Source organism: Vibrio toranzoniae (genome assembly GCF_024347655.1).
GTDB lineage: Bacteria > Pseudomonadota > Gammaproteobacteria > Enterobacterales > Vibrionaceae > Vibrio > Vibrio toranzoniae.
In genome coordinates, this window is the sequence record NZ_AP025514.1 from 1,022,737 (window position 1) to 1,034,629 (window position 11,893).

9 protein-coding genes are annotated in these 11,893 nt (G+C 44.3%); 5 read left to right on the plus strand and 4 right to left on the minus strand.

Features of this window, described 5'->3' with window-relative positions; translation table 11 throughout:
* Positions 1-93 precede the first annotated feature (93 nt).
* On the plus strand, positions 94-2,220 hold the full coding sequence (locus tag OCU50_RS04595) for an AsmA family protein (RefSeq protein WP_060467352.1): 2,127 nt from the start codon (positions 94-96) through the stop codon (positions 2,218-2,220).
* Positions 2,221-2,435: 215 nt separating this feature from the next.
* Here the strand turns inward: OCU50_RS04595 and cobO are convergent, their stop codons facing one another.
* Complete coding sequence (gene cobO, locus OCU50_RS04600; RefSeq protein ID WP_017054977.1) at positions 2,436-3,041, minus strand: cob(I)yrinic acid a,c-diamide adenosyltransferase; 606 nt, start codon at positions 3,039-3,041, stop codon at positions 2,436-2,438.
* 84 nt (positions 3,042-3,125) lie between these two features.
* Between cobO and OCU50_RS04605 the strand changes: the two genes are divergently transcribed.
* Positions 3,126-3,575 (plus strand): low molecular weight protein-tyrosine-phosphatase, encoded by a 450-nt coding sequence (locus tag OCU50_RS04605; RefSeq protein WP_060467353.1) that lies wholly within the window; start codon positions 3,126-3,128, stop codon positions 3,573-3,575.
* A gap of 111 nt (positions 3,576-3,686) precedes the next feature.
* Here the strand turns inward: OCU50_RS04605 and OCU50_RS04610 are convergent, their stop codons facing one another.
* Positions 3,687-5,234, minus strand: coding sequence for a SulP family inorganic anion transporter (locus OCU50_RS04610; RefSeq protein ID WP_060467354.1), 1,548 nt, complete (start codon positions 5,232-5,234; stop codon positions 3,687-3,689).
* A gap of 259 nt (positions 5,235-5,493) precedes the next feature.
* A complete protein-coding gene (gene rne / locus OCU50_RS04615; RefSeq protein WP_060467355.1) occupies positions 5,494-8,670 on the minus strand; it encodes a ribonuclease E in 3,177 nt (1,058 codons plus the stop codon).
* 618 nt (positions 8,671-9,288) lie between these two features.
* Here rne and rluC point away from each other — a divergent pair.
* Positions 9,289-10,233: a 23S rRNA pseudouridine(955/2504/2580) synthase RluC gene (rluC, locus tag OCU50_RS04620; RefSeq protein ID WP_060467356.1), complete on the plus strand. Its 945-nt coding sequence runs from the start codon at positions 9,289-9,291 to the stop codon at positions 10,231-10,233.
* A gap of 188 nt (positions 10,234-10,421) precedes the next feature.
* Here the strand turns inward: rluC and OCU50_RS04625 are convergent, their stop codons facing one another.
* Positions 10,422-11,003, minus strand: a complete 582-nt coding sequence (locus tag OCU50_RS04625) for a Maf family protein (RefSeq protein ID WP_060467357.1) — start codon at positions 11,001-11,003, stop codon at positions 10,422-10,424.
* Between the two features lie 149 nt (positions 11,004-11,152).
* On the opposite strand from OCU50_RS04625, the gene yceD reads away from it, so the two are divergent.
* Both yceD and rpmF read left to right on the plus strand, forming a co-directional pair.
* Complete coding sequence (gene yceD / locus OCU50_RS04630; protein WP_050711771.1) at positions 11,153-11,680, plus strand: 23S rRNA accumulation protein YceD; 528 nt, start codon at positions 11,153-11,155, stop codon at positions 11,678-11,680.
* Between the two features lie 35 nt (positions 11,681-11,715).
* Positions 11,716-11,886 (plus strand): 50S ribosomal protein L32, encoded by a 171-nt coding sequence (gene rpmF / locus OCU50_RS04635; RefSeq protein ID WP_004737376.1) that lies wholly within the window; start codon positions 11,716-11,718, stop codon positions 11,884-11,886.
* Positions 11,887-11,893 lie beyond the last annotated feature (7 nt).

Consider the following 11,893-nt stretch of genomic DNA (forward strand, 5'->3'; position numbering starts at 1 on the left):
GCCTAAGTGACTCACTTAGCTTTATTTTTTACCGAATCAGTGGCACTTTTATAGTGCCACTTTCTTTTTGGAATCTAAGCAAGGAATATGCGGATGAAGAAACTACTCATTTTCGTAGCCGTACCAGTATTTGTTGTCATTGCAGCAGTTCTGGCACTAGTGTTGTTAGTGAATCCTAACCAATTTAAGCCATTAATTGTCGAACAAGCCCAGAAACACACCGGCCTAGAGCTAGTGATCGAGGGCGATATCAGCTGGCAATTTTTCCCATCGATTGGCTTTGAACTTGGTCAAACTGAATTACGTAATCCTGAAGGGTTTACCCAACCGAACTTATTTAAGGTTGATACCGTTGGCGTTGATGTTTCGGTTACTCCGTTATTTAGCAATCAATTAGAGATTGGCAACATTACTCTAGACGGCGCAGAGTTCTATTTGGAAACGCTTAAAGATGGCCGTAAGAATATCGATGCACTAACACAAGCGGCAGCACCTCAAGAGTCAGAGCCGGTAGCAGATACAACGGCTGAGTCAGCCTCAGTACCTCAAGAAAAAAGTGCGGCTGAAGCTTCTAATTGGACGATCAATCTTGCAGGTGTCACCATCTCAAACGCACTGTTTGAAATGGACGACAAGCAAGCCGGTTCATTCACTAAGTTATACGATGTATCTTTGAATTTGTCTGAGTTCGCCGTAGATACATGGACAACCGCAACTTTTGCCGCTTCTGGCGAAAATAACCAACAGAAATTCTCTGCAAATGGCAGTGCTGAATTTAAACTAGCGGAAGGCTTCGCTAGTTACGCGCTACGCAATATTGATCTAAACGCCAAGTTTAATGACCCTGCTACATCAATTGACTCCGCAAAAATTGGTTTAGATACATTTGAGTTCGATAAGGTAAGCCAACTGACTTACGCGGTGGTAGGTAAAGCGGCTGGTCTTGATCTCGACCTGAAAGGTAGCGGTGAACTAACCGTCGATAGCGCGATTTCAACAGTGGCACTGAATAAGCTAACGCTAGACTCAACATTCAAAGGTGACACGCTTCCTCAGTCACCAATGAAAGTCGATATGTTGTCTGATTTGAGCTTTGACCTAACTAAGAGTCATTTGAGCTTCGTGTTAGAGAAGCTACAAGCTAACGCTATCGCGTTAGACGGTAAAGCAGACGTAACCCTGTCTGAAGTTCCAAAGATTCGTTTCTCTCTTCATAGCCCGAACATCGACCTTGATGAGTTCTTGGGCTTAGGTAATACGCCAGAAACGGAGAGCACGGCTCCTTCTGGTTCTGCTGCTGGTTCAACTCCAAAACCAGGTAGATCAGCGCCTGCGAAAGAAGTGGAACCTGATCTGTCTGCGTTGAAAACGTTAGACGTGAAAGGTGATATCACGATTGATAAGTTCAAGGCGAGCAATGCGAAAATGCAGAATGTTAAAACAGCATTTTCGGTTAACCGTGGTATCGCAGAGCTAACCTCATTCACATCAAACCTTTACCAAGGCTCTATTTCTGCGACAGCTAAGTTAGACGCACGTAAAACACCGGCGACTTACACGGCTAACAAGAAAATTAAAGGCGTGAAGGTTCAGCCTTTACTGGTGGACGTTGCGAACAACGATATGCTGGAAGGTACCGGTAATATTGATGTTAACGTTAAAGGTAAAAGCCTGACTCCGACTGGTATTAAGAAAAACTTAGTTGGCACAATCGTGATTAATTTTGAAGATGGTGCGGTAAATGGCATCAACGTTGCTCAACTGATTCGAGAAAACTACGCTAAGATCAAAGGCGAAAAAGTCGAAAGCAAAGGAGAGGCTCAGAAAACGGATTTCAGTGCAATGAAAGCGACGCTGAAGGTCGACAAAGGTTGGGTTTCAACGAACGACTTGTCGGCACAGTCGCCACTACTGCGCGTTACTGGCCAAGGTAAAGCGAACTTCATTAATGAAACGGTCGACTTTCTCGTTCGTACATCGATAGTGGGTTCGCTTGAAGGTCAGGGCGGTAAGAGTATTGATGATCTGAAAGATGTCACTATCCCAATAAAGGTGACTGGCCAGTGGGCTGATCCGAAATTCGCGCTTGTTTTTGATGATGTACTGAAACAAAAAGCACAAAAAGAAGTTGACCGTGGTGTAGAAAAGCTAACAGATAAGATTAAAGATAAAAAAACCAAAGAAGCGGTAGATGGTTTGTTGAAAGGTTTGTTTAACTAATCTTTATCTCATTTGAAAACGAATAAAGCGTCATTCCTGTTGTAGGAATGGCGCTTTTTTGTTCTCGCGTTGGCAATAATCAAGAGACTTCCTGTGACACTCGTCTCTAGTCCTAGGAAGTGACGACAGTGTGGTTGTCACTCCTAGATAATTGAGGACAACCGTCATCCTCGAGAGGGGCGAATGACCGAGTCGAGGATGACGGTTGAATGCGATTACCAGTCGACGCCTTGTAGCGCTTTAACTCCAGATTCGAAAGCGTGCTTCACGTTACGAACTTCAGATACCGTATCTGCCATCTCTGTTAGAGTACGGTGAGCACCACGGCCTGTAATGATTACAGACTGCATCTTCGGACGGTTATTCAACGCTTCAACCACTTCATCCAGTTCGATGTAGCCATAACTTACCATGTAGGTTAACTCATCAAACAGAATTACATCAATCGACTCGTCAGCCAGCATGCGTTGACACTCTTTCCATACGCGCTGTGCGGCTTCAATATCTTGAGCTTTGTTTTGAGTTTCCCACGTAAAACCGGTGCCCATGACTTGGAACTCTACATCGAGTTTTTGCAGAACGTTCTTTTCGCCGTTATCCCAAGTGCCTTTAACAAACTGAGCAACGGCACACTTCTTACCGTGACCCACTGCGCGAGTAATGGTGCCGAAGCCTGATGTTGACTTGCCTTTACCGTTGCCAGTGATCACCAATAATAGGCCTTTAACTTCTTGTGCTGCAGCGACACGTGCATCGACTTGTTCTTTTACTTTTTGTTGTCTTGCTTTATGGCGTTGTTCTTTGTTGTCTTCGGTCGACATAACAAATCCTTTTAAGTTGTGATTACGCCTATCATAGCCTAACTTAACGATAGCAAAAACCATCGGAAGAACAGGTGATTACGGATGAAAAAGATACTCGTGGTTTGCATGGGGAATATTTGTCGCTCGCCAACTGGTGAGGCGGTACTCAGAAAGAGAGCACAACAGCTTAATATTGATGTTGCGGTCGACTCTGCGGGGACGATTGGTTTTCATCAAGGAAACCCGCCAGACTCACGCTCCAAAGCGGCAGGCGAGAAGCGAGGCTACAGTTTCGAAGGTATTACGTCACGCAAAGTCATGATGAATGACTTTGAAGAGTTTGATCTAATACTCGCGGCTGATAAGGCGAATTTAGATGACTTAATGAGCCAGTGTCCGGCTCATCTGCAATACAAGATTGCGCTGTTTTTGAGTTTTGGCGAGTCGCAGTATCAAGAGGTACCCGATCCGTATTATGGCGAAGGGAATGGTTTTGAGTTGGTTTTGGATTTAATTGAAGAGTCCAGTGAAGCGATTCTGCGTTCGATTTAATGTCGAAGTTATGTTCAGCATCTGAGTGAACAGTAACTCACAGATATAAAAAAGGCCGGCATTCAATTCAATGTCGGCCTTCTTAAATCTAGCTTTAAGCTATGGCTAAGATTACTTAGACATTACTTTGTAGATTGGGTCTTCTGCAACGTTTGCTTCAACCAAGCTACCTGCTTTGTGTAGCATAGTGACGCAGTCTTGGCTTAGGTGGCGAAGGTGAAGCGTTTTACCTTGTGCTGCGTAACGCTCAGCAATCGTATCAATCGCTTCAATAGCAGAGTGGTCAGTAACGCGTGAGTTTGCGAAATCAACGATAACATCTTGTGGATCGTTGTATGCGTCAAATAACTCAAGGAAGTTAGCCGTTGAACCAAAGAAGATTGGGCCATTAACTTTGTACTCTTTAGAGCCTTTGCCGTTTACCGATGTGTCTGCGTAGATATGCTTAGCATGTTGCCATGCAAACATCAGTGCTGAGGCAATAACACCCACAAATACAGCAACCGCAAGATCCGTCATTACAGTTACAACCGTAACAAGAACGATAACGAAGAAGTCTTGCTTAGGTACGCGACGTGCAAGCTTGAAGGTTGCCCATTCGAATGTACCGATAACAACCATAAACATGACACCCACTAGCGCTGCTAGAGGGATCATTTCGATAAGCGCAGAGCCGAATAGGATGAACATCAGTAGTGCAACGGCAGCAACGATACCAGAAAGACGACCACGACCACCTGAGTTTACGTTGATCATCGATTGACCGATCATCGCACAACCACCCATCGCGCCAAATACTGAACACGTCACGTTAGCCATACCTTGACCAACACATTCACGGTTAGATTGACCACGAGTGTTTGTCATTTCGTCTAGTACGGTTAGCGTCAGTAGTGATTCAATTAGACCAATCGCAGCAAGAATCACGGCGTATGGTAGGATGATGTATAGCGTTTCTAGGCTAAACGGTACTGCTGGAATCGAGAATGTTGGTAGAGAGCCCGCTAGTGTTGCTGCTTCGTCACCAGACATAGTGCGTAAGAAATCAACAACAGTACGAGTTTCTAGGTCAAGGCCAACAACCAAAGCGGTTACCGTCACAATAGCAACCAATGACGATGGTACCGCTGTTGTTAGTTTAGGTAGAAAGTGGATGATAGCCATAGTCAGTGCAACAAGGCCTAACATCAGTGTCATTTGACCACTTGGTAACCAAGTTAGTGCACCTGTTACGTCTGGTGCCTTAAATTGTCCAAGCTGCGCTAGGAAGATAACGATCGCTAAGCCGTTCACGAAACCAATCATTACTGGGTGCGGAACGATACGGATGAATTTACCTAGCTTAAATACACCCGCTGCAATTTGCAGAAGGCCGGCTAGCATAACTGCCGCAAATAGGTATTGAACGCCATGGGTTGCTACTAGGCTCACCATTACAACAGCCATTGCGCCAGTTGCACCAGAAATCATACCTGGACGACCGCCGAAGACAGAAGTAATTAAACCTACGATGAATGCAGCGTATAGACCAACCATTGGGTCAACGCCTGCAACAAAGGCGAATGCTACGGCTTCAGGTACCAGAGCTAGGGCTACTGTAAGACCTGAAAGCACATCATTCTTTACAGAGTGCTTTGAAAATTGTGGGAATTCGAACATGTTTGCTCAGCTATGCTTAAGATGGATGTACCCGACACGAGTGTATTGCGTAGCCAAACAGTGATGGAAAAGAGCGGCAATAGCGAAGTGTCGAAAAGATAAGTGCGCGAATGCTACCCAAAAATGTGATTAAGTTCAAGGTTGAACCTAACTTTGAGTAATATATCTATTAATTTTTATTCAATTAGAAGATATGAAAAAGGCTGCTTTAATAAGCAGCCTTTGATTCGATTTTCTAGTGATTACTTAGCAGTAAACGCTAGTAGTGTGGCTTAGTCATGCCTGCGCCAGCTTTGTTCGACGCTACCTGACTGCCTGCACCTTTCGGTACAAAGCGCTCAGTACGGAATGGAGCAGCAACAACTTCAATCTCTTTGATCTCTTGAGGACCAGGAGCTTTAGTCATTGGCGAACCCGCTTGTTTCTTAGCAGCTGCCACTTTTGGTGTTGCTTCTGAAGCTGGTGCTTCTACCACAGGAGCTTCTTCAACTTTCACACTTTCAGCTTTAGGCGCTTCAACTGCTTTTGTTGGTTCAACGACAGCAGTTTCAACAACTGGTGCTTCAACTACGACTTCTTCTGCTTTCACAGTTTCAACCGGAGCTTGTTCAACTTCCACACTTTCAGCTTTAAGCGTTTCAACTTTTTGTGCTTCAACAACTGGAGCTTCTTCAACTACAGCAGGAGTCTCAGCTACTTGAGCTTCAACAGCAGCTTCTTCGCGACGGATAATCACTTTGCCCATAGCCAGTTCAGGGCATGCAAAGCCGCCTGCCATTGCTGCGTTGCTTTGTGATGCAGTTTCTAGAGCGGCATGCTGTTCTTGAATAGATGTTTGCTCTTCAACAGCCACTTGAACTTCAGCCACTTCAGGTTTTGCCTGTTTGTGGTGAGGTTTTGGAATGAAGCGAGGCATCACTTTACCCATAGCCATCTCTGGAGAAGCTACACCACCTTTACGTAGGCGGAATGGGTTAGGGCGACGATCACGACCGCGACGACGACGTTGACCACTTGCACGTAGGTGACGTGGAGAACGACGGTTACGACGTTGCTTCGGTTCTTCCTGTTCAGTTTGCTCAGCATTTGCTTGAGTTGCTTCTACTTGCTCTGCAACTTTTTGCTCTTGAACGACTGATTGCTCTTTCGAAACAGATTGCTCTTTTGCAACAGCTTGTTCTTTTGAAGCGTTTTCTGTCGCTTCAGCTTGAGCTTGTTGGTCTTTAACACGAACTTGTTTGTTCAGTTTACGACGCTGACGACGTTCTTTAATCTTAGCTGCTTTTGCTTCAGGCTTAGCCTTAGGCGCTTCTGGTTTATCAGCTTGAGCTTCTGCCGCTAGCTGTAGACCTTCTTCTGCTAATTTAGATGGCGCTTGCTCATCGCGTTGCTTATGCTCATCGCGTGGTTTGTTACGACGATCTTGCTTAGGCTTACGAGGCTGACGATTTTGCTGTGGAGCTGCTTCTTTCTGCTCTTCAGGCTTCTCGTCACGAGCTGGCTTACGACGACGTTTGTTGTCACGGTTTTCGTTACGATTGTCACCGCGCTCGCTACGTTCACCACGTTGGTTACGACGACGGTTATCGTTACGATCACGGCGCTGACGATTGCCGTTGTTTCGATTGTTTTTAGGTTTTTCTTCTTCTTTTTTCTCTTCTTGTGCTTCTTGCTTCTCTTCTTGATCTGCAGAGCTAAAGAGGAAACTACCGATAGCTTTGAAGAAACGACCAATCAGGCCTGGCTCTTGAGTCGTTGCCGGCTCAGCTTTCTTCTTCTCTACCGCTTTAGGTGCTGGATCCGAAGATGGAGATGGTGCTGATTGAGCTGGAGCTGCAAAACCTTTCAGAGCTGGCTCTTCAAGTTTTTTAGGACGAACAGTCTGTTCTGCTGGTTCTTTGCTTTCCGCTTCTTTTAGAGCTTCTAGCTTGTTAGGCAGTAGGTAAGACAGTAGATCAAACTCTTCACCTTCACGTACACGGATAACCTCAAAATGCGGTGTTTCCATGTCAGAGTTAGGTACAACAGTGATCTTAACTTCTTGGTTCTTCTCGATGTGATTTACTGAGCGACGTTTCTCGTTCAATAGGTAAGAAGCGATAGGAACAGGGACTACAGCAAGAACTTGCGCAGTGTTGTCTTTTAGCGCTTCTTCTTCAATCAGACGTAGAACAGACAGTGCTAGAGATTCGTTATCACGAACAACACCAGTACCTGTACAACGAGGACAAATGTGGTGGCTTGCTTCTGCTAGTGATGGGCTCAAACGTTGGCGAGACATCTCTAGAAGACCAAAGCGAGAAATACGACCAATCTGAACACGTGCGCGATCTAAACGAACGGCATCACGTAGACGGCTTTCTACTTCGCGTTGGTGGCGAACCGGAGTCATATCGATAAAGTCGATTACAACAAGACCACCTAGGTCACGTAGACGTAATTGACGTGCAATTTCATCGGCCGCTTCTAGGTTAGTGTTTAGCGCTGTTTCTTCGATATCGCCGCCCTTTGTTGCACGAGCAGAGTTAATATCGATAGAAGTTAGAGCTTCTGTTGGGTCGATTACGATAGAACCACCAGATGGAAGGCGAACTTCACGTTGGAAAGCAGATTCGATCTGGCTTTCAATCTGGTAATGGCTGAATAGTGGAACTTCACCATCGTATTTCTTAACGCGATTCATGAAATCTGGGCGTATTAATTGAATGTGCGCTTGTGCACGTTCAAAAATTGTATTGCTATCGATTAGAATCTCGCCAATATCACGACGTAGGTAGTCACGAATCGCGCGAACAATAACGTTACTTTCTTGGTGGATTAGGAAAGGAGCTGCATTTGAATCAGAAGCTTGCTTGATAGCGCCCCAGTGATTCAATAGCACATTAAGATCCCACTCTAACTCTTCCGCACTTTTGCCAACACCAGCTGTACGCACGATTAAACCCATACCTTGAGGAAGTTCAAGAGTGCTTAATGCTGCTTTCAGTTGAGTGCGTTCATCACCTTCGATACGACGAGAAATACCGCCAGCACGAGGGTTATTAGGCATAAGAACTAAGTAACTACCTGCCAAAGAGATGAAAGTTGTCAGTGCAGCACCTTTGCTACCACGTTCTTCTTTCTCTACTTGTACGATTACTTCTTGGCCTTCTTTTAGCACTTCTTTAATGCTAGGACGGCCTTGATATGTATAACCTTCAGGGAAGTATTCGCGGGCAATTTCTTTAAGAGGGAGGAAACCGTGACGTTCTGCGCCGTAATCAACAAATGCCGCTTCTAGGCTTGGCTCAATACGGGTAATACGTCCTTTGTAGATATTCGCTTTTTTTGACTCGTGACCTGGACTTTCGATATCGAGATCGAACAGTCGCTGGCCATCAACCAAAGCGACACGCAACTCTTCTTTTTGAGTTGCGTTAATTAACATTCTTTTCATTTAGAAATTCTCATTGTCTTTTCTTATTTTCATCATTGTTCTTATCGCTTTATTTCGTTTCTCATGGTGCCAGATCCCATGGCTTTATCGGTGCAGCCTCCCGGCTGGAGAGGGATGCTCTGGGGCACGTCAGTCATCATAGGGAGTTAGCCTATGATCCGCGATGTGGCGGTGAATACTCAACATGAGTTTACGTGAGTAGAGCGATAAGGAGCTCAGTTGACCGTGTCTTACGCCGGTTGCAGCACTGTCTAATCTGAGTTATCTACTCATTTACTTGCTTATGAATGGTTAGCTGTTTAAATATTAATCAAACCATTGATAGCAGCTGTGAACTATAGCAGTGGTCGGTAAACACAGCAATCTGCTTTGTAGTAATGCGGTAAAAAAAACAGTTTTTGTTTGGGTTTTGATAGCTCTAACTCACTGTCTATAAATAATTTATCTACTGATATTTCAATTTGCACGAATCCTGGTGCTTTTTTGTTCGAAGAATCAAAGAAATATCAAACTTTGACCACTATTTGAGGAGTGAACGGTAGGTAATCTGGATAAATAAGTTTGGAATAGGCTTAAGAAAATCTCAATAATCAAAAGTGACAGTGATACAATATCCAGATGAGCGAAATTAGAACCCAAGTCCAATTTGTCGACATTGACGAAGATATGGCTGGTCAGCGTATTGATAATTTCTTACGCAACCAATTAAAAAACATCCCGAAAAGCATGATTTACCGAATCGTTCGTAAAGGCGAAGTCCGCGTAAATAAAAAACGCATCAAGGCAGAGTACAAACTAAAAGCGGGTGATTTAGTTCGTATTCCACCTGTAACGATTGAAGAGAAAACGGAAGAGAACGTGCCAAGCACGAAACTCAACAAGGTTTCAGAATTAGAACAGTGCATCATCTATGAAGATGACCACATGCTGATTCTTAATAAACCGTCGGGTACAGCGGTCCATGGTGGCAGTGGGCTTAAGTTTGGCGCAATTGAAGCATTACGTGCCCTTCGCCCTGATGCTCGTTTTCTCGAATTAGTGCACCGTATTGATAGAGATACGTCTGGTATCTTGCTAATTGCTAAGAAGCGTTCGGCGCTAAGACACCTTCAAGCACAGTTCCGTGAAAAAACAGTTCAAAAATATTACTTCGCTTTAGTGATGGGCGAATGGAAGAACAGCTGTAAGGTTGTGAACGCACCCTTGTTGAAAAATGAAGTGAACAGCATTGTTCGTGTGAACCCGAATGGTAAGGCATCTGAGACGCGTTTTAGGGTGTTAGAGAAATTCAAAGATGCGACGTTAGTTCAAGCAAGTCCAATTACGGGGCGTACACACCAAATCCGTGTGCATACTCAATATACTGGCCACCCAATTGCTTGGGATGATCGTTACGGTGATCGTCGCTTTGATGCTTACACGGGTAAGGTTGGTCTGGATCGTTTGTTCTTACACGCAGCAAACATTAAGTTCATTCACCCAGGTAGTGAGGAAAAGATGGATATTTCAGCGCCAATGGAAGTGAGATTGGAAAAAGCACTGACTGGTTTGCGTAAGCTCTAAGAAAATATGAGATATGAAAGGAGAGCACTCTTTCAGGGTTTAGTATTAGTTATCTGATAATGATAAAGGTTGACGAATATCGTCAACCTTTTTTGTTTGTGCTGTTGCAAAAGCTCTCCCCAACTCGCTAGTCTTTCAACTGACGAAGGAAGGAGTAGGGAGCTTCCAGTCGAGGTGGTTGATACCCGTTAAAGCACGCTCATCCCTTGTGCCTCAAGCATATCGACTAAGTCGATAAGAGGCAAACCAATAAGCGTGTTCGGATCTTTGCCTTCCATTTGCTTGAACAAAGCAATACCTAACCCTTCACACATAAAACTGCCCGCGCAGTAATAAGGCTGTTCTTTCTCAACGTAAGAGATGATCTGTTGCTTGGTTAAATCACGGAAATGCACGATGAAGGTGTCGAGACGCGTGTCAGCTTTGTTGGTCTCGCTGTTCCAAACCGAAAGACCAGTATAGAAAGTGATGCTTTTACCGCTTTGACGAGATAACTGCTCAATTGCTTTTTCACGAGTGTGTGGCTTACCAATGATCTCTCCATCAATCACACAGACCTGATCAGAACCAATCACTAAGCTTGGTTGTTCTACCACGCAGGACTTAGCTTTTGTCTCGGCAAGGCGCATAACTAACTGTTGAGGTGTCTCATTTGAAAGCGGCGTTTCATCGCAGTCTGGTTTAGCAGTAATGAAGCTTAACTGTAGTTTTTTGAGGATCTCTTGCCTAAATGGTGATGTAGAGGCTAAAACTAGTTGGTAATTTCTCATTTTAATTTACAATTCAAGGAAGCATTTATCTCAGGATAACGTAACTTGTCCTGCTATTCATAATGCTCTGAATAGGAAAGGCAGGAAAGTACATTTTTTTTGCCATTTCCTTTGACTAAACATGATTTGGAAGATAAGATTCGCGCCCTATGCAAAAGGAAAAAATACCGCGTACAGTTGATCCGGCAAGAACGGCTCAAAAACGACTGGATATGAATGGCATCATTCAAGTCAGTCTTTTAAAGCGTTTAACTGAAGCAACTGAAGGCGTAAAACGTGACGCGCAAGTCTCAATGTCATTTGGGCTTGATGAACAACGATTAGTCGTTATCTCTGGTAAAGCTAACGTCGAAGTCGATTTAGAGTGTCAACGTTGTAATGAGGTTTTCGCACATGAGTGCGATGTCCAATTTACTTATACTCCTGTTTACAGTGAGAAAAGTGAAGAGGAAGCACCGGAAGAGTACGATTTGGTAGATCTGAACGAGTACGGTGAGTTAGACCTGATTCAATTAGTTGAAGACGAGTTCATCCTTGGATTGCCACAAATAGCAATGCACGACGATGCGAAATGTAGCGTTAACTCAAATAATTTGGTATTTGGCGAACTTCCTGAAGAAATTGAGGAAGATAAAAAGCCGAATCCATTTGATGTTTTAAAAAGCTTGAAGAAGTAACAGCTTCTTTAAGAATTTACATAGGAGTAGGGTCAATGGCCGTACAAAAGAGCAAGAAATCACGTTCAATGCGTGGCATGCGTCGTTCACACGATGCACTAACTACAGCTGCACTTTCTGTAGACGCAACTTCAGGTGAAACTCACCTACGTCACAACGTGACTGCCGAAGGTTTCTACCGCGGCAAAAAGGTTATCAACAAGTAAGGTTGAC

Coding starts and splice junctions, on each gene's coding strand:
- rluC (WP_060467356.1), top strand. CDS start 9,289: ATGAGCGAAATTAGAACCCAAGTCCAATTTGTCGACATTGACGAAGAT.
- OCU50_RS04595 (WP_060467352.1), top strand. CDS start 94: ATGAAGAAACTACTCATTTTCGTAGCCGTACCAGTATTTGTTGTCATT.
- rne (WP_060467355.1), bottom strand. CDS start 8,670: ATGAAAAGAATGTTAATTAACGCAACTCAAAAAGAAGAGTTGCGTGTC.
- rpmF (WP_004737376.1), top strand. CDS start 11,716: ATGGCCGTACAAAAGAGCAAGAAATCACGTTCAATGCGTGGCATGCGT.
- OCU50_RS04605 (WP_060467353.1), top strand. CDS start 3,126: ATGAAAAAGATACTCGTGGTTTGCATGGGGAATATTTGTCGCTCGCCA.
- OCU50_RS04625 (WP_060467357.1), bottom strand. CDS start 11,003: ATGAGAAATTACCAACTAGTTTTAGCCTCTACATCACCATTTAGGCAA.
- cobO (WP_017054977.1), bottom strand. CDS start 3,041: ATGTCGACCGAAGACAACAAAGAACAACGCCATAAAGCAAGACAACAA.
- OCU50_RS04610 (WP_060467354.1), bottom strand. CDS start 5,234: ATGTTCGAATTCCCACAATTTTCAAAGCACTCTGTAAAGAATGATGTG.
- yceD (WP_050711771.1), top strand. CDS start 11,153: ATGCAAAAGGAAAAAATACCGCGTACAGTTGATCCGGCAAGAACGGCT.